Genomic DNA, 17,514 nt, shown 5'->3' on the forward strand with positions numbered 1-17,514 from the left:
AGCGTTCTTTGCCGAAGTGGTGGAATTGGTAGACACGCTATCTTGAGGGGGTAGTGAGCTTCGCTCGTGCCGGTTCAAGTCCGGCCTTCGGCACCAATTAGGGAACGTTTTGCTGGTGAGTGTTGTCAGTGAAACGTGTGAAAAAAATCGGCGAGTTGGCCGCTTTTTTTTCAGGATCAGCCTTTGCGCTGGTCGGCATCAGGTTCTGTGGCTTTTCCTGGTGCTAAGGCTTCGAAAAATAAATACTTTTTCGATAATGCCTTGACAGAGTGAGCGCCTCTAAGTACTATTTGCGCTCGATTTTGATGCGGGGTGGAGCAGTCTGGTAGCTCGTCGGGCTCATAACCCGAAGGTCGTAGGTTCAAATCCTGCCCCCGCTACCACTTAGATGAACCAGAAAAACACCTCTGGTTCAAAGCGGACAAAAAGCCCCTCTAGCAGGGGCTTTTTGTTATCCGCAAACCGACCCGGTTAGTGGGAATGGGCGGTGGATACACGGTCGTTGTGCAGCAAAGCTGCAATCGCTGTGACATCCTCGGGCCCATTTTTTGTTTGTACCGTCGGAAAGTTTTATGTCAAAACGCACGGAACAATTAACGGAGCTGCTGGCTCCGGTAGTGGAAGATCTGGGCTTCGTGCTCTGGGGTGTTGAATACATCCAGGGGCGCGGGGCTGTTTTGCGTGTGTTTATTGACCATGCAGACGGTATCTCGGTAGATAATTGCGCGGCCGTGAGTCACGAAGTCAGCGGCGTGCTGGATGTGGAAGATCCGATTAACGGTGAATACAACCTTGAGGTGTCTTCACCGGGCATGGATCGGCCCATGTTCGAAATTGCGCAGTATGTCGATTACATCGGTGAAGATGTCCAGCTCAAGCTGCTGGCGCCGGTAAGCGGCAAGCGCAAAATGACGGCGGCCATTGTGGCCGTGGATGGCGATACGCTGGTGGTTGAGCTGGATGGCGAAACCTTGCGTGTTCCTTACAGTCAGGTAGATCGTGCCCGGTTGCAGCCTCGCTTCGACTGAGCACGCCCTGAAGAACTTTAGTCTTTGTAAAGGCCTGGCCATGAACAAAGAGATCCTGCTGGTAGCGGAAACAGTATCAAACGAGAAAGGTGTAAGCCGGGACGTAATCTTCGAGGCCATTGAACTGGCGCTCGCGGCGGCCACCAAGAAACGTTTCAAGCAAGAAGACGTAGAGATTCGTGTGGATATTGACCGGGTGTCCGGCAATGCCAGGAGTTTCCGTGTGTGGCACGTGGTGCCGGACGAGGAGCTCTACGAATTTGGCAAGCAGCTGACCCTGGATGAAGCGCACGAGCAGGATACGTCGCTGCAGATCGGTGATATCTGGGAAGAGGAAGTCGAATCCGAAGCCTTTGGTCGTATCGCTGCACAGACTGCCAAGCAGGTTATCGTACAGAAGGTACGTGAAGCCGAGCGCCGTCAGATTGTTGAAGAATACCGTGATCGCATCGGTGATCTGGTCAGCGGCACAGTGAAAAAAGCCAGCCGCGATTCCATTATTCTGGATCTCGGTGGTAATGCCGAAGCGCTGATTACCCGCGAGCACATGATCCCGCGTGAAGCCGTTCGCCAGAACGATCGCATTCGTGCCTATCTGTTGGGCGTGAATGAAGAAAACCGTGGCCCGCAGCTGTTCGCCAGCCGTGCTTGCCCGGACATGCTGATCGAATTGTTCAAGATTGAAGTGCCGGAGATCGGTGAAGAGCTGATCGAGATCAAGGGCGCCGCCCGTGATCCCGGCTCCCGCGCCAAGATTGCCGTGAAGACCAACGATCAGCGCATCGATCCGGTGGGTGCTTGTGTGGGTATGCGCGGCGCGCGTGTTCAGGCGGTGTCCAACGAACTGGCGGGTGAGCGTATCGATATCGTCCTGTGGGACGACAACCCGGCGCAGTTGGTGATTAACGCCATGCAGCCGGCGGAAGTGGCCTCCATCGTGATGGATGAAGAAAGTCATTCCATGGATATTGCCGTGGAAGACGAATCCGCACTGGCCCAGGCCATTGGTCGCAGCGGGCAGAACATTCGTTTGGCCTCCGAGCTGACCGGTTGGGAGCTCAACGTCATGACCATTGATGACGCTGAGACCAAACAGGAAGAAGAAGCGGAGCAGGCCCTGCAGACGTTCATCAATGAGCTGGACGTGGACGAAGATGTGGCGGGCGTGCTGGTTGATGAAGGTTTCTCTACCCTCGAAGAAGTGGCCTATGTGCCCGAGGAAGAGATGCTGGCCATTGACGGATTTGATGAAGAGATCGTGGAGCTGTTGCGCCAGCGCGCCAAAGACGCGCTGCTGACCAAAGCCCTGGTCTCTGAAGAGAAGTTTGAACAGGCCGAGCCTGCGGAAGACCTTCTGAGCATGGAAGGTATGGACCGTGAGCTGGCCGTTGAATTGGCTTCCCGTGGCATTGTCACGATGGAAGACCTCGCCGAACAGGCGGTGGATGACCTGCTGGAAATTGAAGGCCTGAGCGAAGAGCGTGCAGCCGAGTTGATCATGACTGCACGGGCGCCCTGGTTTGAAGGCGAAGACGAAGCCGGGGCATAACTGCCCCTTTTCAGGCTGATCAAGCAGGCACCATCAGAGACGGACAGGAGAGTGTTGCTGACATGGCAGAAACGACCGTAAAGAAACTGGCCGACATCGTAGGGACGCCCGTCGAGAAGCTGCTCACGCAGATGAAAGACGCAGGGTTGCCCCATGGCGATGCCAGCGAAGTGGTCTCCGATGAACAGAAGCAGCAGCTACTGGCGCATCTGCGCAAGTCTCATGGTGCCCAGGACGAAAGCAGTGGAAAGAAAATTACGCTGAAGCGTAAATCCACCAGCACCATCAAGACCACCGGCGCTGCCGGCAAGTCCAAGACCGTGAACGTGGAGGTGCGCAAGAAACGCACCTACGTGAAACGCGATGTGTTGGAAGCGGAAGAGCGTGAAGAAGCAGAACGCCTGGCGGCTGAAGAAGCTGCGCGTGCTGCGGAAGAAGAGAAACGCGCGGCAGAAGAGGCCGCGAAACGTGCTGCGGATGATGAAGCGGCACGGTTGAAGGAAGACGAAGCCCGCGCCAAAGCTGAGCAGGAACGCAAGGCTGCCGGCGAAAAAGCGGCGGAAGAAAAGAGTAAGCGCGTTTCTGTGCCAAAGGTTTCTGCAACCAAGAAACCCGCCAAGGAAGAAACGCCGGAAGAAAAAGCCAAGCGCGAAGAAGCCGAGCGCAAGCAGCGTGAAGCTGACGAAGCCAAGCGCAAACAGGAAGCGGAAGCTCGCAAGAAAGCGGAAGAAGAAGCTGCTCGCCGCACGGCCGAAGAAGCGGCCCGCATTGCTGCGGAACTGGAAAAACGTGGCGAGCAGGAAGAGAAAAAGCCTGCTGCGGAAGACGAAAAGGACAAGGGTTCGTCCATCGTTAATGCTGCCCAGGAAGCCAGCTATCAGCGTGAAGAGCGTCAGTCTCGCCGTCGTCGTCGCAAACCCAAGGTTGCGGGTGTTGTGCACGGCAAGATGAAGAGCTCCATGAACAAGCAGCATGGCTTTAAAACGCCGACGGAGAAGAAAATCTACGAAGTCGAAGTTCCAGATACTATTACTGTGACCGACCTGGCCCAGCGTATGAACGTCAAGGCCAAGTCGCTGATCAAGTCCCTGATGAAGATGGGCGAGATGGTCACGGTTAATCAGCCGATCGATCAGGAAACCGCCTTCCTGCTGGTGGAAGAGATGGGGCACAAGCCCATTGCCAGCAAAGGGCAGGAAGAGCTGCTTGAAGATCATCTGGCCGCGGATCTGGTTACCCGTGACAGCGTGGATTCCGAGCACCGTGCGCCTGTTGTTACCATCATGGGCCACGTGGACCACGGTAAGACTTCCCTGCTGGACTATATCCGTAAAGCCAAGGTGGCAAGCGGTGAAGCGGGCGGCATTACCCAGCACATTGGTGCGTACCACGTCGAGCACGAGAAGGGCATGATTACCTTCCTCGATACTCCCGGTCACGCGGCCTTTACCGCCATGCGTGCCCGTGGTGCCAAAGCCACCGATATCGTGGTGATTGTGGTGGCGGCCGATGACGGCCTGATGCCGCAAACCGAAGAAGCGATCAACCACGCGAAAGCATCCGGTGCGCCGATCATTATTGCGGTCAACAAGATCGATAAAGAACAGGCGGATCCTGATCGCGTGCGTAACGAGATGGCGACCAAGGATGTGATCCCGGAAGAGTGGGGTGGCGAGTACCAGTTCATTAATGTGTCGGCCCATACTGGCCAAGGCATCGATGATCTGCTGGATGCCATTCTGCTGCAATCTGAATTGCTGGAGCTGCAGGCTCAGGCGTCTGGTTCAGCCACTGGTGTGGTCATCGAGTCCCGTATCGAGAAAGGTCGCGGTACCGTTGCGTCCATCCTGGTTCAGGGTGGTGAGCTGCAGATCGGTGACATGCTGCTGGCCGGTGCTCACTTTGGCCGTGTGCGGGCGATGATCGATGAGAATGGCAAGCCAATCAAAAAAGCCGGCCCGTCTATTCCGCTGGAAGTGTTGGGCCTGAATGGCGCACCGGAAGCCGGTGAACAGATCCAGGTTGTGACCGACGAGCGTAAGGCGCGGGAAGTGGCCGAATTCCGTCAGGAACGTGACCGTGAGCTCAAGCTCAAGCGTCAACAGGCATCCAAACTGGAAAACCTGTTTGAAAATATGGGCAGCGCAGAAACCAAGACCGTCAACATCGTGTTGAAGACCGATGTGCGCGGTTCACTGGAAGCGCTGACCAGTGCCCTGAATGATCTGGGCACCGATGAAGTGAAGGTGAATCTGGTCTCCAGCGGCGTTGGTGCGATCAACGAATCCGACGTTAACCTGGCCATGACCAGTGAAGGTGTGTTGCTGGGCTTTAACGTTCGTGCAGATTCCAAGGCCAAGAAAACCTGCGAGCAGGAAGGCATCGACCTGCGCTACTACAGCGTGATTTATGAGCTGATTGACGATGTGAAGCAGGCCATGAGTGGTTTGCTGGCGCCGGAAAAACGCGAAGAGATCCTTGGTGTGGCTCAGGTGCGCGACGTGTTCCGTTCTTCCAAGTTCGGTGCTGTTGCCGGCTGTATGGTGGTGGAAGGTACGTTGTACCGGAACCGTCCGATCCGCGTTCTGCGTGACGATGTAGTGGTCTTCGAAGGCGAGCTGGAATCCCTGCGTCGCTTCAAGGACGATGTGCCTGAAGTGCGTAACGGCATGGAGTGTGGCATCGCGGTGAAGAGCTACAACGACGTGAAAGAAGGCGACAAGATCGAAGTCTTCGAAGTGAAGGAGGTGGCGCGCTTCCTGTAAAGGAGTGTGCCCGAACCCTTTTATGAGCCGTCATCGCCGCCCCCAGGGCTTTAACCGCACCGACCGTATTGCTGATCAGATTCAGCGTGAACTGTCGCGGTTGCTGCAGTTTGAAATGAAAGACCCGCGGGTCAATCTGGCGACGATTCAGGATGTGACGGTTTCCCGGGACCTGTCCTATGCCGAGGTGTACTTCACCTTGCTGGGGCAGGGCGAGGAAGCCGGCGCGGAAGCCGAAGAAGCGCTGGTCAAGGCCAGCGGCTTCCTGCGCAGTAGCCTGGCCAAGAGCCTCAATACCCGCACTACCCCCAAATTGCGTTTCCATTACGACATGACCCCGGAGCGGGCGGCACATCTGTCGCAGTTGATTGATGATGCCCGTGCCGAAGACCGGGTGCTGCGTCCGGAAGACGACGAAACCGGAAACAACGAGTAACTCGGAGCTGTCAGGTGGCAAAGCGTCGTCCCAGAGGCCGTGATCTCAACGGCATCCTGTTATTGGATAAATCGTCTGGCGTGAGCAGTAACGGCGCGCTGCAAATGGCCAAGAAAATGTTTGCCGCTGCCAAGGCGGGGCATACCGGTAGTCTGGATCCGCTGGCCACCGGCATGTTGCCGATTTGTTTTGGTGAAGCCACCAAGTTCAGCCAGTTTTTGCTGGAATCCGACAAGAGTTACCGGGTCACTGCCAAGCTGGGTGTGACTACGGAAACCGGTGACGCCGACGGTGATGTGGTGGAAACCACCGACGTGACCGCGTCGCCAGACCAGATCGAGGCTGCTTTGCTGTCGTTCAAGGGCGATATCGAACAGATCCCCAGCATGTATTCGGCCATCAAGCACGAGGGTGTGCCGCTGTACAAGCTGGCCCGCGAGGGCAAGACCGTGGAGCGCAAGCCGCGGCCGGTGACCATTTACGACCTGCGAATTTTGCGCATCGATGGTGATGAGGTGGAATTCGAGGTGGATTGCTCCAAGGGCACCTATGTACGCTCTCTGGTGGAAGATACCGGTGCGATATTGGGCTGTGGTGGCCATGTAACGGCGCTGCACCGTCTGTCGGCCGGGCCTTATCCGTCGGAGCGCATGCTGACTCTGGAGCAGCTGGGCAAGATCAAGGAAACCGGCGGGTTCGAGGCAATCGACGAGCTGCTCTTGCCTTTATCTACCAGCGTGGCAGACTGGCCGCGCGTTGAATTGGGTGACAATGCTGCTTATTACCTGCAGCAGGGGCAGCCAGTGATGGCCTCAGACCGTCCTCTGGACGGCTGGGTCAGCGTTTATCAGGCATCCAGCGGTGAGTTTCTGGGTGTCGGAGAAGTATTGGAAGACGGGCGGATTGCCCCCCGTCGTCTGATCGCAGGCGGAGCCTCCTGAGGAGACTGGCCTGATTAATGACGGCAGCTATAAATATGCATGGCTGGCCGTGACCTTAATTGAGCATATTGGAGAAGCAACATGGCGTTAACCGCTGAACAGAAAGCCGAGATCCTGAAAGAGCATGGCCGCAAAGAGAACGACACCGGCTCCCCGGAAGTCCAGGTGGCTCTGCTGAGCGCCAACATCAATGGTCTGCAGGATCACTTCAAAGGCCACAAGAAGGATCACCACAGCCGTCGTGGTCTGATCCGCATGGTAAACCAGCGTCGTAAGCTGCTGGACTACCTGGCCAAGAAAGACCGCACCCGTTACCTCCAGCTGATCGAAAAGCTGGGTCTGCGTCGCTAACAGGCTGCAGATCGGGTAACCACAACAGAAGCTCGGCATTTGCCGGGCTTCTGTTGTTTTGGGGCAGGCAATAAATCATGTCCCGTTCACAAGGCGGTGTCGGGATGGTTGCAGGGTCCGCTACCTGGCAGAGTGGGGGCGTGATGCGTGATGCGTGATGCGTTTCTGGTTATGATGCGCGAACGAGAGAAGATTGTTTAGAAAGTTGTTTATTAGAGGCATGGGCCTCGAAGACTGTCGTGAAGAAGAGAGAAGAGACGAGATATGTTTAATAAAATCACCAAGCAAATTCAGTTTGGCCGTGACACCGTCACCCTGGAAACCGGGCAGATTGCCCGCCAGGCAACTGCCGCGGTCATGGTCCGTATCGGTGACACCGAGGTGCTGGTCACCGTAGTGGGCAGAAAAGAAGCCAACCCAGGGCAGAACTTCTTTCCCCTGACCGTTAACTATCAGGAAAAGACCTACGCAACCGGCCGCATCCCCGGTGGCTTCCTGAAGCGAGAAGGCCGCCCCAGCGAAAAAGAAACGCTGACCTGTCGCCTGATCGATCGCCCGATTCGCCCCCTGTTCCCCAAAGGCTTCATGAACGAAGTACAGGTTGTGGCTACGGTGATGTCCTCTGACAAGAACCGTGATCCGGATATCGCTGCCCTGATCGGTACCTCTGCGGCGCTGTCCATTTCCGGTATTCCGTTCAATGGTCCTATCGGCGCTGCACGGGTTGGTTACAAGGATGGCATGTACATTCTTAACCCGAGCTACTCCGAGCTGGCCGAATCTGCACTGGATCTGGTTGTTGCCGGCACTGAGCCTGCGGTCCTGATGGTGGAATCCGAAGCGCAGGAGCTGTCTGAAGATCAGATGCTGGGTGCGGTATTGTTCGGTCATATGGAAATGCAGCCGCTGATCCAGGGCATCAAGGAGTTCGCTGCCGAAGTGGGCACGGAAACCTGGGACTGGAAACCGGCCGAGCAGAACGAAACCCTGAAAGCGGCCATCAAGGACAAGTTCGCCGCGGCACTGGGTGAGGCTTACACCATCACCGAGAAGATGGCCCGTTACGCCAAGGTTGGCGAGCTGCGCGATGCGTGTGTTGAGGCCTTTGCCACTGGCGAAGAAGGTGCTCCTGAAGCCGGCGAAGTGAAAGAACTGTTCGGCAAGATTGAGAAGAGCGTGGTGCGTGAAGCCGTGGTATCCGGCAAGCCGCGTATCGATGGCCGTGCTCTGGATGCGGTTCGTGCGATCGATTGTCAGGTCGGCACCCTCTCCAAGACTCACGGTTCTGCGTTGTTCACCCGTGGTGAAACCCAGGCTATCGTGACCGCGACTCTGGGTGGCATGCGTGATGCCCAGTTTATCGATGCACTGGAAGGGTCCCGCCAGGATCACTTCATGCTGCAGTACAACTTCCCTCCGTACTGTGTGGGCGAAACCGGCTTTATTGGTTCTCCGAAGCGTCGTGAAATCGGCCATGGCCGTTTGGCACGTCGTGGTGTGGAAGCGGTTGTACCGAGCGTGCAGGATTTCCCTTACACGGTTCGTGTGGTTTCCGAGATCACCGAGTCCAACGGTTCGTCTTCCATGGCGTCCGTGTGTGGTACCTCCATGGCGTTGATGGACGCGGGTGTGCCGCTGACCGCGCCGGTGGCCGGTATTGCCATGGGGCTGGTGAAGGAAGAAGACGGTCGCTATGCGGTCCTGTCCGATATCCTCGGTGATGAAGATCACCTCGGCGACATGGACTTCAAGGTGGCGGGTACCGCACGTGGTGTGACTGCTCTGCAGATGGATATCAAGATCGAAGGTATCACCGAAGAGATCATGGAGAAGGCTCTGAACCAGGCAAACGCCGGCCGTCTGCATATCCTGGGTGAAATGAGCAAGGCGATTTCAGAGTCTCGCTCTGAAGTGTCTGACAATGCGCCGACACTGCTGACCCTGAAGATCAACCCGGACAAGATCCGTGATGTGATTGGTAAAGGTGGCGCAACGATTCGTGCCCTTACCGAAGAAACCGGCTGTACCATTGATATCGAAGACGATGGCAGCGTGAAGATCTACGGTGAAACCCGTGAAAAAGCGGATGAAGCTGTACGTCGCGTAGAAGAGATCACCGCTGAAGCTGAAGTGGGTGTGATCTACGAAGGCAAGGTGACTCGCGTTGTTGATTTCGGTGCGTTTGTGGCGATCATGCCCGGTACCGAAGGCCTGCTGCACATCTCCCAGATCGCTGAAGAGCGCGTAGAGAAAGTGACTGACTACGTGAATGAAGGCGAGATTATCAAGGTGAAAGTCCTCGACGTGGATCAGCGTGGTCGTATCAAGCTGTCCATGAAGGAAGCCAAGGAAGATTAATTTCTTCTTTCTGCTTCTTAAAAAGGGTCGGCATTTGCCGGCCCTTTTTTTGTGCCCGAAAGAAAGACGGGCATTGCGATCCGCTGGCGCAAGCGGTGATGGTCTGGCCGTAAAGTCGAGCTGCTGACGTCTGGCCCACGAGTGCAGCGTAGCTGAAGGGGTAGTAAGCTCGCTTACAATAGAGTGGATCAAATAAAGGATTTGTCATGGCCAAGGACACCACCGTGGGCATGGTGCTGCATGACGTGGCACGAATGATGCGTCGGGACTTTGACCGGCGAGCGCGAAGCGCGGGCCTGTCGCGGGCACGCTGGCAAGTACTGTGGCACTTGGCGCGACACGAGGGCATTCATCAGGCCGCTTTGGCGGAGCTGCTGGATGTGGCGCCGATTTCTTTGGCTCGCCAGCTGGATCGGCTGGAGGAAGAAGGGCTGGTGCTGCGCCGTGCCGATCCAGGAGACCGGCGTCGCTGCCTGTTGTTCCTTACCGAGGCGGCAACGCCTGCGTTGGAGTCACTGCGGGGCAAAGCCGCGCAAACCCGTCAACGGGCACTGGATGGCCTTACGGTTGAGGATGTGGAGGCATTGCAGCGGGTGCTGGAAATCATGCGCAACAATCTCAGCGACCGTAATCCGGAAGAGGAACAATGAGGGCCGGAGAGCGCCAGGTTTCACCCTGATTGATTAACTTGTCTGCCTTTGTGGTGGGGGAAATGAAAACGGCGCAGGAGGTGATTGGTCCGCTGCGCCGTTTCTTGTTGCTGCTGGGGTTTATTTGTTCTGGCGGGTCTCGATGAGCTGGTCCACCACGCTGGGGTCGGCCAGGGTGGAGGTGTCGCCCAGGCTGTCCAGTTCGTCGGCGGCGATCTTGCGCAGAATGCGGCGCATGATCTTGCCGGAGCGGGTTTTCGGCAGGCCCGGAGCAAAGTGAATCAGGTCGGGTTTGGCGATGGGGCCTATTTCCTGAGTGACCAGGTCACGCAGGGCCTGAACCAGTTCCTCGCTGCCTTCCTTCCCGGCCATCAACGAGACATACGCGTAGATGCCCTGGCCTTTGACGTCATGCTGGTAACCGACCACGGCGGCTTCTGAAATGCTGGGGTGGAGCACCAGGGCAGATTCGATTTCGGCGGTGCCCAAACGGTGCCCGGACACGTTGAGCACGTCGTCCACCCGACCGGTAATCCAGTAGTAGCCATCCTCGTCACGGCGGGCGCCGTCACCGGTGAAATAGCAGTCCTTGTAGGCGCTGAAGTAGGTGTCGATCAGGCGCTGGTGGTCGCCATAGACCGTGCGGATCTGGCTGGGCCAGCTGGCCTTGATCACCAGATTGCCGGAAGCTGCACCGTCCAGTTGCTTGCCGTCCGGGTCCATCAGGGCCGGTTGCACGCCGAACATGGGCAGGGTGGCTGAGCCGGCTTTCAGATCTACGGCGCCGGGCAGGGGGGCAATCATGATGGCGCCGGTTTCAGTCTGCCACCAGGTATCCACAATCGGGCAGCGGGAATCGCCCACTACTTTGTAGTACCACTCCCAGGCTTCCGGGTTGATGGGTTCGCCCACGGTGCCCAGCAGCTTCAGGCTGGCGCGGGAAGTTTGCTCCACCGGGGCATCGCCCAGCCCCATCAGGGCGCGAATGGCGGTGGGGGCCGTGTAGAAAATATTGACCTTGTGTTTGTCCACTACCTGCCAGCAGCGTGACGCGTCCGGGTAGGTGGGTACGCCTTCGAACATCAGGGTGGTGGCGCCGTTGGCCAGCGGGCCGTAGACGATATAGCTGTGCCCGGTGATCCAGCCCACATCGGCGGTGCACCAGTAGATGTCGCCATCCTGGTAATCGAACACGTACTTGTGGGTCAGGGCGCTGTTGAGCAGGTAGCCGGCGGTGGTGTGCACCACCCCTTTGGGTTTGCCGGTAGAACCGGAGGTGTACAGGGTGAACAGCGGGTCTTCAGCGTCGACCCACTCGGGTTCGCAATCGTTGGCGGCGTTGGCCATGGCCTCGTGGTACCAGACATCACGCGGCGCGTGCCATGCCACGTCGCCGCCGGTGCGTTTCACTGTCAGGCAGGTATGAACGCAGTCGACGCCGTCCAGCGCCTTGTCCGCATTCACTTTCAGTGGGATTGCCTTGCCGCCGCGGACCCCCTCATCGGCGGTAATCAGCGCGCAGGCCTCAGCATTGAGGATCCGGTCTTTCAGGGCTTCCGGTGAAAAGCCGCCGAACACCACGGAATGAATGGCGCCGATACGGGCGCAGGCCAGCATGGCGTAGGCGGCTTCGGGGATCATGGGCATATAGATGACGACACGGTCGCCTTTTTTTACGCCGCGATCCTTGAGCACATTGCCAAATTTGCTGACTTCCTCGAACAGCTCTTGATAGCTGATGTGTTTGTCCTGATCGGGCTCGTCACCTTCCCAGATAATCGCTGTTTGACTGGCGCGCTCAGGTAAGTGGCGGTCAACACAGTTGTAACAGGCGTTCAGGGTGGCACCTTTGAACCAGGCTGCCCGGCCTTCGCTGAAGTCCCATTCGCTGACGGTGTCCCAAGGGGTCTTCCAGTCCAGAAGCTGTTCGGCGCGCTCGGCCCAGAAGGTGTCTGGATCATTGATGGACTGGGCGTACCAGCGGTCGTAGGTGTCGCGGTCCATCAGGGTCTGTTTTTTATACTCGGCGGGAACAGGGTGAATATGTACTTGGGACATTAGGGCCTCCTTGGGATACTGCCTGCCAATTTCCATCATTATTATGGCTGCGCCTGCCTGGGTGTATTCCACCATGGTCTTATAGGGCGGTCAGCGGGGTAGACGTCGTGTCTCAAGAGTAAACAAAGTGTTGCGCAATGACCAATGCCCAAGCGGACAAAAACGGCGTTGAAGACAGGGTGTGAGGAGGCAAGAGGCAGGCAAAAAAAACGCCGGCAGCGCCGGCGTTTTATCAAACATTCAGAGCGAATTCGGGATCAGGCAACCTGAACCGGAATCGCATTGCTGGTGCCTTTCACTTCATTGCCTTCAGCGATATAAATCAGGCTGGGTTTGAAGTTGATCAGCTCCGCGCTGGAGTAGTTGGCGTAAGCGCAAATGATCACACGGTCACCCGGCTGGGCCTTATGAGCGGCAGCACCGTTGACGGAGATGATTTTGGAGCCCGCTTCGCCACGGATTGCGTAGGTTTCGAAACGCTCACCGTTATCAATGTTGTAGATCTGGATCTGTTCGTATTCCAGGATACCCGCCATGTCCATCAAATCGCCATCAATGGCGCAGGAGCCTTCGTACTCGAGTTCCGCGTGGGTGACACGAGCCTGATGGAGTTTTGCTTTCAGCATGGTGCACTGCATGTTGGTTACCTCTCAAGCGACCCGAAACCTGCTGTAAACGCCGTATGGTAGGCATGCAGGCACTTCAAGGGGCCGGAAGTATGCATGAATCACCGGTCACGCACAACGGCCAGAGATATATTGTCGATCAATCGGGTTGACCCTAATTTAGCCGCCACGGCGGCAACCAGGTCAGTGTCCTGTGGGCCGGCCGGGGCAAGGGTTCTGGTGTTGACGATGGTTAAATAATCGACACTGAAGCCGGCTGCATTGAGGGACTGACTGATGCGGCTTTCCAGTGCTCGGTAGTCCCGCTCGCCAGCGTCGATGTCGGCTTTCAGCTGTTGCAGGTGTGCATAAAGTTTGGGGGCTAGTGTGCGCTCACTGTCGCTCAGAAAACCATTGCGTGAACTGCGGGCCAGGCCGTCTGTTTCCCGGCTGGTGGCGGCGCCGACGATCTTCACCGGGAACAGCAGTTCCTCACACATGCGCCGCAGAATGGCCAGCTGCTGAAAATCCTTTTCGCCGAATACCGCCACGTCCGGTTGTACGATGTTCAGCAGCTTGGAGACCACAGTGGTGACACCCCGAAAGTGGCCTTCGCGGCTGGCGCCACACAGGTAGTCGCCCAGCTGATCCACGTCGACCCAGGTCTGGTTCTGGCCGAGTGGGTACATTTCCTCGACGGATGGCGCAAACAGCAGGTCGGTGCCGGCCTCCACCAGTGCCGCCGCATCGGCTTCCAGGGTGCGTGGGTAGCGGTCGAAGTCTTCGTTGGGGCCAAACTGGGTGGGGTTCACAAAGATCGACACTACCACCACGTCGCAGCGGGCGCGGGCCTCGCGAATCAGACTGATATGGCCGTCGTGCAGGTTGCCCATGGTGGGGACAAAACCCACAGTCTGGCCCTTGTTGTGCCAGCCGCGGACATATTCACGCACCTGGGCGACGGAATGAACGGTTTGCATGGAAATCCTCGCTGAGACGCAACACGCAACAGGCTTGCAACGCGTCGCTTGGCTTGTTGCGTTACAAAGTGTCAGGGCCGCGTTTGAGCTATGGGCGCGGCTTCGACCTTGCACAACCAAAAGTCCGCTACGCCGTGTTGGGGCGTGAAGCGTGTGGCGTGTTGCGGTTTTTTAAAAACAGTGCTCGTCGGCCGGGAAACTGCCGTCTTTAACCGCGGCGTCATAGGCCTTGAAGGCGCTGCGCATGTCTCCGGTGTCCGCCATGAAATTGCGCACGAAGCGAGCGGGTTTGCCTGGGCTGATGCCGAGCATGTCGTGCATGACCAGTACCTGGCCGTCACATTCCGGGGCGGCGCCGATACCGATTACCGGGGCGGCGATGTCGCGGGTAATTTGTGCGCTGAGCGCACGCGGCACGCATTCCAGTACAAACAGGGCGGCGCCAGCCTGGTCCAGAATCCTGGCAGCGTCGAGCAGTTCGGCGGCGCCGTCATCGTCTTTACCTTGCACCCGGTAACCACCCAGAGAATTTACCGCTTGCGGGGTCAGGCCCAGGTGGGCGCAGACAGGAATGCCGTTGCGGTTAAGGATCTCGATGGCGTCGGCCAGCCAGGCGCTGCCTTCCAGTTTAACCATGTTGGCGCCAGCCTGCATCAGTGCGGTGGCGGCTTCCAGGGTGCGCTCCAGGGTGGCGGCGCCCATAAAGGGAATATCGGCAATGATCAGGCTGCCCTGATTGCCGCGGGCCACGCATTCGGTGTGGTAGACCATCTGTTGCAGGGTCACCGGGACGGTGCTGGTCTGGCCCTGAATGACATTGCCCAGGGAGTCGCCGACCAGAATGGCTTCCACGCCGGCTTCGGAAATCAGTCGCGAGAAACAGGCATCGTAGGCGGTGAGCACAGAAAACTTGCCACCGTCCTGTTTGCGTTTTTGCAGGGTGCGAATGGTGATGGACATGGGAATCCTCCCAGGGAAATTCAGTTGAAAGTTGAAAGTGTAAAGTTGAAACGCGGTCCAGTCTGTCTCTGCGGACAAGCTGTGCCCGCGGTCATGCCAACAGTTTCGCGGGCAGCGCGTCACTCGTGTGGCGATGCGTTTGTCCGCGCTCTTGAACTTTCAACTTTAAACTTTTAACTCAGCGCACTAGTGGCCGGGGGTTAAAATAGTGGCGACCGGAGCGGATGTCCAGCAACTCACTGATCAGTTGCTGGTAGTCCCGGTCGTGGTTGACCAGGTCGATTTCCGCTGCGTTGACGATGAGCAGTGGGGCGCGGTCGTAAAAATGGAAGAATTCGGTATAGGCGTTGCTGAGTTTATCCAGATAATCGCTGGCGATGCCTTGTTCGAAATCATTGCCCCGATGGCCGATGCGCTGGCGTAGTACCTGGGGTGGTGCTTGCAGGTAAATCACCAGGTCCGGCCGGGGAGCGTCCACGGTCAGGTGGTCGTCCACGTTGCGGTACAGCTCGAATTCGTCTTCGTCCAGGGTGACCTGGGCAAACAGCCGGTTTTTATCGATCAGGAAGTCCGCGATCCGTGGCCCGGCAAACAGATCCTGTTGCTGGATCTGGCGCAGCTGGTCGGCGCGCTGAAACAGGAAGAACAGCTCGGTTTGCAGGGCGTAACGAGCCGGGTCCTGATAGAAACGGGGCAGGAATGGATTGTCATCGGCCTGTTCCAGCAGCAAGTCATAACCAAAGGTCATGGCCAGGCGCTTGGCAAGGCTGGTTTTTCCCGCGCCGATGGGGCCTTCCACGGCGATGAAGCGGGGCAGGGTGCCGGCGGTGCGGCGTTGTTCAATCCGTTCAGTGAGAGTCTTTTCGTTCAATGAGTGCATCGCGGTCCAGTTCTGCCAGCGGTGAAAGCGTTTGTTCAGCTACCTGACTGAGAAAGCTACCCAGTGCGGTGCCGTCGGGCAAGTGGCAGTGCGGTGCGATTTCCAGCAGTGGGTGCAGAACAAAGGCACGGCAGCTCATCTGGGGGTGAGGTACCTGAAGGTCCGGGGTGTCGATAAGCTGATCATCGATCAGCAAAATATCCAGGTCCAGGGTGCGTTCACCCCAGTGGCGCAGGCGTTGCCGGCCGGCGGCCAGCTCCAGTGCCTGCAGGCTGCGCAGCAGGGCGAGAGGTGTCAGTGTGCTGTGCAGCTCGGCGACAGCGTTGACGTAGTCCGGCTGATCCTGTGGGCCGATGGGTGCGCTGCTGTAAAGGCGAGAATGGTGGATCAGGGAAAGGCCCGGCAGCCGGGCCATGGCCAGCAATGCACTGGTCAGCCTTTGAACCGGTTGATCCAGATTGCTGCCAAGGCCGATGAACGCCTGCATCAATTATCGGTGGACGGTTTCGGGCGGCGCCGACGGCGACGGCGCTTGTTGCCACCTCCACCCTGGTTGCCCAGATGGCTGATCATGTCCCGGCGGCCACTTTCGTCTTCTTCCTGATAGCGGGTCCACCAGTCGCCCAGTCCGGCCTTGATCTCTCCGCTCTGCTCACGCAGCAGCAGGAAATCGTAGGCGGCACGGAAGCGCGGGTGTTCCATCATGGCGTCCGCGCGGCGCCCGGCCCGTTTGTCCAGGCGCAACTGCAATTCCCACATTTCTCGCATCACGGTGGAGAAGCGACGGGGGATGGCGGTGTGCTTGATTTGCTGGTTGAGGGCGCGGGTGGCGGATTTGTGCAGTGCCTGGGCTGGCGGTAGTCCGCTGGACAGGTAGCCGCCGAAACGTTGCTGAATCACCGGCCACAGCAGTACCGCATAAATAAAGGCGGGGGTGACGGGCTTATCCATTAACAGGCGGCGATCGGTGTTATCCATGGCGGCCAGCAGCATGGCTTCCCAGGTTTCGCCCTGATCGCCTTCCAGGGCTTGCTGGGTTTCCGGAAACAGGAAACGAAACAGTCCCAGTTCCTGTAGTTGCTCATAGGACGCGCGGGCATGGCCGCTGAGGAATAGCTTGAGCACTTCATCAAACAACCGGGCGGCGGGGACCTGCAGGAGCAGCTCGGCCATGTCGGGAATGCGGTGGGCGGTGGCTTCTTCGATGTGGAAGCCCAGCTTGGCGGCGAAACGGGCCGCACGCAGCATGCGCACCGGATCTTCGCGGAAGCGTTGTTCCGGGTTGCCGATCAGGCGGATCACTTCCTGGTCGATATCGCCCATGCTGCCGACAAAGTCATGCAGGGTGAAGTCGGCAATATTGTAGTACAGCGCATTAATGGTGAAGTCTCGGCGCAGGGCGTCTTCCTCGATGCTGCCCCAGGTGTTGTCGCGCAGTACCAGCCCGGTTTCTTCGTGGGCATGATGCTTGTTCTGGTCCTGGTTGTCGTCGCTGGCCTTGGCCCGGAAGGTGGAAACCTCGATGACTTCACGGCCAAAGCGCACGTGTACGATCTGGAAGCGGCGGCCGATAATGCGGCTGCGCTTGAACAGGCGATTGACCTGTTCCGGCGTGGCGTTGGTGCTCACGTCGAAATCCTTGGGCTCCCGGCCGCAGAGAATGTCGCGCAGGCAGCCACCCACCAGATAGGCCTCGAACCCGCCTTTGTGCAATCCGTAGAGCACATCAAGTGCTGCTCGGGAAACTTGCTTGCGGGAGATCGGGTGTTGGTCGCGGGGAATCACACGCGGTTCTATCGGTCCGGACGATTTTGGGGAACCCGGAGTGAACCAGCGTGTCATATGTTCCAGAAGCTTGCAGGGCATGCGAAAAATTCGGCCTCGAAATGAGCAATAAGGCGGCGATAGTAGCACTTTTTTTCGCCAGTTGAGATGTCTTTGGCCCGGAAGGGC

General features: G+C 57.9%; 15 protein-coding genes and 2 tRNA genes. 10 read left to right on the top strand and 7 right to left on the bottom strand.

Annotated features, from left to right (window positions below):
• The first annotated feature begins 10 nt into the window (after positions 1 to 10).
• From CL546_RS13060 to CL546_RS13105, 10 genes are all read left to right on the top strand, one after another.
• Positions 11 to 96, top strand: a tRNA-Leu gene (locus CL546_RS13060).
• A gap of 210 nt (positions 97 to 306) precedes the next feature.
• A tRNA-Met gene (locus CL546_RS13065) sits at positions 307 to 383 on the top strand.
• 189 nt (positions 384 to 572) lie between these two features.
• Positions 573 to 1,028, top strand: coding sequence for a ribosome maturation factor RimP (gene rimP, locus CL546_RS13070; RefSeq protein ID WP_290495692.1), 456 nt, complete (start codon positions 573 to 575; stop codon positions 1,026 to 1,028).
• Between the two features lie 40 nt (positions 1,029 to 1,068).
• Positions 1,069 to 2,577, top strand: a complete 1,509-nt coding sequence (gene nusA, locus CL546_RS13075) for a transcription termination factor NusA (protein WP_290495693.1) — start codon at positions 1,069 to 1,071, stop codon at positions 2,575 to 2,577.
• A 62-nt stretch (positions 2,578 to 2,639) separates the two neighbouring features.
• On the top strand, positions 2,640 to 5,342 hold the full coding sequence (infB, locus tag CL546_RS13080) for a translation initiation factor IF-2 (protein ID WP_290495694.1): 2,703 nt from the start codon (positions 2,640 to 2,642) through the stop codon (positions 5,340 to 5,342).
• A gap of 22 nt (positions 5,343 to 5,364) precedes the next feature.
• The gene (rbfA, locus tag CL546_RS13085; RefSeq protein WP_290495696.1) at positions 5,365 to 5,778 is read left to right on the top strand and encodes a 30S ribosome-binding factor RbfA; all 414 of its coding nucleotides are present in this window, start codon (positions 5,365 to 5,367) and stop codon (positions 5,776 to 5,778) included.
• A 14-nt stretch (positions 5,779 to 5,792) separates the two neighbouring features.
• Complete coding sequence (gene truB / locus CL546_RS13090) at positions 5,793 to 6,719, top strand: tRNA pseudouridine(55) synthase TruB (protein ID WP_290495697.1); 927 nt, start codon at positions 5,793 to 5,795, stop codon at positions 6,717 to 6,719.
• A gap of 81 nt (positions 6,720 to 6,800) precedes the next feature.
• A complete protein-coding gene (rpsO, locus tag CL546_RS13095) occupies positions 6,801 to 7,070 on the top strand; it encodes a 30S ribosomal protein S15 (protein ID WP_063519235.1) in 270 nt (89 codons plus the stop codon).
• Positions 7,071 to 7,334: 264 nt separating this feature from the next.
• Positions 7,335 to 9,428 carry a polyribonucleotide nucleotidyltransferase gene (gene pnp, locus CL546_RS13100; protein WP_290495701.1) on the top strand — a complete coding sequence of 698 codons (2,094 nt, stop codon included), beginning with the start codon at positions 7,335 to 7,337 and terminating at the stop codon, positions 9,426 to 9,428.
• Between the two features lie 206 nt (positions 9,429 to 9,634).
• Positions 9,635 to 10,078: a MarR family winged helix-turn-helix transcriptional regulator gene (locus tag CL546_RS13105; RefSeq protein ID WP_290495702.1), complete on the top strand. Its 444-nt coding sequence runs from the start codon at positions 9,635 to 9,637 to the stop codon at positions 10,076 to 10,078.
• A 120-nt stretch (positions 10,079 to 10,198) separates the two neighbouring features.
• On the opposite strand, the gene acs is transcribed toward CL546_RS13105, so the two are convergent.
• The 7 genes from acs to pcnB form a co-directional block, all read right to left on the bottom strand.
• The gene (gene acs / locus CL546_RS13110) at positions 10,199 to 12,136 is read right to left on the bottom strand and encodes an acetate--CoA ligase (RefSeq protein WP_290495705.1); all 1,938 of its coding nucleotides are present in this window, start codon (positions 12,134 to 12,136) and stop codon (positions 10,199 to 10,201) included.
• A gap of 257 nt (positions 12,137 to 12,393) precedes the next feature.
• On the bottom strand, positions 12,394 to 12,774 hold the full coding sequence (gene panD, locus CL546_RS13115; protein WP_290495707.1) for an aspartate 1-decarboxylase: 381 nt from the start codon (positions 12,772 to 12,774) through the stop codon (positions 12,394 to 12,396).
• Positions 12,775 to 12,863: 89 nt separating this feature from the next.
• Positions 12,864 to 13,721, bottom strand: coding sequence for a pantoate--beta-alanine ligase (panC, locus tag CL546_RS13120; protein ID WP_290495709.1), 858 nt, complete (start codon positions 13,719 to 13,721; stop codon positions 12,864 to 12,866).
• Positions 13,722 to 13,892: 171 nt separating this feature from the next.
• Positions 13,893 to 14,681 (bottom strand): 3-methyl-2-oxobutanoate hydroxymethyltransferase, encoded by a 789-nt coding sequence (panB, locus tag CL546_RS13125; RefSeq protein ID WP_290495711.1) that lies wholly within the window; start codon positions 14,679 to 14,681, stop codon positions 13,893 to 13,895.
• A gap of 178 nt (positions 14,682 to 14,859) precedes the next feature.
• The gene (locus CL546_RS13130) at positions 14,860 to 15,561 is read right to left on the bottom strand and encodes a deoxynucleoside kinase (protein ID WP_290495713.1); all 702 of its coding nucleotides are present in this window, start codon (positions 15,559 to 15,561) and stop codon (positions 14,860 to 14,862) included.
• Positions 15,530 to 16,048: a 2-amino-4-hydroxy-6-hydroxymethyldihydropteridine diphosphokinase gene (folK, locus tag CL546_RS13135; protein WP_290495715.1), complete on the bottom strand. Its 519-nt coding sequence runs from the start codon at positions 16,046 to 16,048 to the stop codon at positions 15,530 to 15,532. Before folK ends, CL546_RS13130 begins: the two co-directional genes overlap by 32 nt.
• Positions 16,048 to 17,427 carry a polynucleotide adenylyltransferase PcnB gene (gene pcnB / locus CL546_RS13140; protein WP_463671043.1) on the bottom strand — a complete coding sequence of 460 codons (1,380 nt, stop codon included), beginning with the start codon at positions 17,425 to 17,427 and terminating at the stop codon, positions 16,048 to 16,050. Before pcnB ends, folK begins: the two co-directional genes overlap by 1 nt.
• Positions 17,428 to 17,514: the final 87 nt, after the last annotated feature.

The organism is Alcanivorax sp. (assembly GCF_002726155.1).
GTDB lineage: Bacteria > Pseudomonadota > Gammaproteobacteria > Pseudomonadales > Alcanivoracaceae > Alcanivorax.

What these genes read in the sequence shown, in the direction of transcription:
- infB (WP_290495694.1), top strand. Translation starts at nt 2,640, where the DNA reads ATGGCAGAAACGACCGTAAAGAAACTGGCCGACATCGTAGGGACGCCC.
- acs (WP_290495705.1), bottom strand. Translation starts at nt 12,136, where the DNA reads ATGTCCCAAGTACATATTCACCCTGTTCCCGCCGAGTATAAAAAACAG.
- rimP (WP_290495692.1), top strand. Translation starts at nt 573, where the DNA reads ATGTCAAAACGCACGGAACAATTAACGGAGCTGCTGGCTCCGGTAGTG.
- pnp (WP_290495701.1), top strand. Translation starts at nt 7,335, where the DNA reads ATGTTTAATAAAATCACCAAGCAAATTCAGTTTGGCCGTGACACCGTC.
- CL546_RS13130 (WP_290495713.1), bottom strand. Translation starts at nt 15,561, where the DNA reads ATGCACTCATTGAACGAAAAGACTCTCACTGAACGGATTGAACAACGC.
- panB (WP_290495711.1), bottom strand. Translation starts at nt 14,681, where the DNA reads ATGTCCATCACCATTCGCACCCTGCAAAAACGCAAACAGGACGGTGGC.
- rbfA (WP_290495696.1), top strand. Translation starts at nt 5,365, where the DNA reads ATGAGCCGTCATCGCCGCCCCCAGGGCTTTAACCGCACCGACCGTATT.
- panC (WP_290495709.1), bottom strand. Translation starts at nt 13,721, where the DNA reads ATGCAAACCGTTCATTCCGTCGCCCAGGTGCGTGAATATGTCCGCGGC.
- pcnB (WP_463671043.1), bottom strand. Translation starts at nt 17,427, where the DNA reads ATGCCCTGCAAGCTTCTGGAACATATGACACGCTGGTTCACTCCGGGT.
- folK (WP_290495715.1), bottom strand. Translation starts at nt 16,048, where the DNA reads ATGCAGGCGTTCATCGGCCTTGGCAGCAATCTGGATCAACCGGTTCAA.
- nusA (WP_290495693.1), top strand. Translation starts at nt 1,069, where the DNA reads ATGAACAAAGAGATCCTGCTGGTAGCGGAAACAGTATCAAACGAGAAA.
- rpsO (WP_063519235.1), top strand. Translation starts at nt 6,801, where the DNA reads ATGGCGTTAACCGCTGAACAGAAAGCCGAGATCCTGAAAGAGCATGGC.
- CL546_RS13105 (WP_290495702.1), top strand. Translation starts at nt 9,635, where the DNA reads ATGGCCAAGGACACCACCGTGGGCATGGTGCTGCATGACGTGGCACGA.
- panD (WP_290495707.1), bottom strand. Translation starts at nt 12,774, where the DNA reads ATGCAGTGCACCATGCTGAAAGCAAAACTCCATCAGGCTCGTGTCACC.